Below are 1,241 nucleotides of genomic sequence, written 5' to 3' on the forward strand. Positions count from 1 at the left end.
GCGCAGCCCCGAGGGCCACGAGCGCGGCAGCCGCGAGCAGCACGAGCGCCACCGCGGGCTGCCGGCCGACGACCGAGGCCAGCGGCGGCAGCCAGTACGGGTGGAGCGCGGGCAGCACGATCGACGTCGAGTACGCCGCTCCGTACCCGGTCGAGCGCACGTGGCTCGGGAAGGACTCGCTCAGGTAGGCGCCGACCGGTCCGTACGCGGAGACGGTGAGCACCTGCAGCAGCACCGCGCACACCGCGAGGGTGACGACGCCGTGCGGGCCACCAAAGGTCCACAGCCACAGCGCCGGCGTCGTCACCGCGGCCACCGCGGCTGCCCAGAGGAAGTAGGCGCGACGCCCGACGAGGGTGGACAGGTGCCCGGTGAGCGCCATGACGAGCGCCTGACCGACGGACGCGACACCCATGACGACCGGCACCGTCCCGCCGGGCAGGCCGGCGTCGGTGCCCATCCGGCCGGTCAGGGTGATGACGACCATGTTCGTCATCAGCCACAGCCCGGTCATGAGCGTGAAGACCCGCCAGAAGGCGCTGCCGTGCGCGCCGGCGGTCACCTCCCGCACGCTGCCACGGCGCTCCGGTGCGACGACGTGCTCGGCCGGGGCGTCGACGACGTGGCGGGAGTAGTAGAGCAGCATCGCCAGCGAGGCACACCCGCCGACGACGAAGCTCGCGCGCCACCCCCACGCGGCGTACTCGGCCGGGCCGAGGACGGCCAGCAGGAGTGCGGTGACGAACGCGATAAGGGCCTGGGCCGCCGGCGCCATCGACATCACGAGCCCGGAGAAGAGTCCCCGCCTGCGCGCGCTGCTCCACTCCATCGCCAGTGGCACCGCGGCGGTGTACTCCCCGGCAAGGAAGATCCCACCGACGAACCGCAGCGCGACGAGCAGCACGAACGTGCCGGCGCCGAGCACCTCGTGGCTGGGCAGGCCCGCGATGAGCAGGGTGCAGGCGGCGGTACCGGCCAGTGCGACCCGGGTGGTCCGGGTACGTCCGACCCGGTCCGCGATCCTCCCGAAGAGGAGCGATCCGATCGGGCGGCCGAGGAGCATCGCCATCACGACCAGGGCGGTGCCCGACGCCGCCGACGCCGGCCCGGCGAGGGTGGCCATGGCCGGGGCGAGCGCGACCAGCGGCAGGAAGATGTTGATCTGGTCGACGTGGTTGCCGACGACGGCGGCGAGGATCGCGGCGCGGCGGGGCCGGTCGGAGCCGGCGTCCGGCACTCCC

At 74.0% G+C, this 1,241-nt stretch carries 1 protein-coding gene; it reads right to left on the reverse strand.

Translation table 11 applies throughout. The features are described 5' to 3' along the window. Positions 1 to 1,241 (reverse strand): MFS transporter (locus KD1_RS15965; RefSeq protein ID WP_306307034.1); only part of this gene is annotated, 1,241 nt, incomplete at both ends.

The organism is Kribbia dieselivorans NBRC 106261 (assembly GCF_001552435.1).
Taxonomy (GTDB): domain Bacteria; phylum Actinomycetota; class Actinomycetes; order Actinomycetales; family Dermatophilaceae; genus Kribbia; species Kribbia dieselivorans.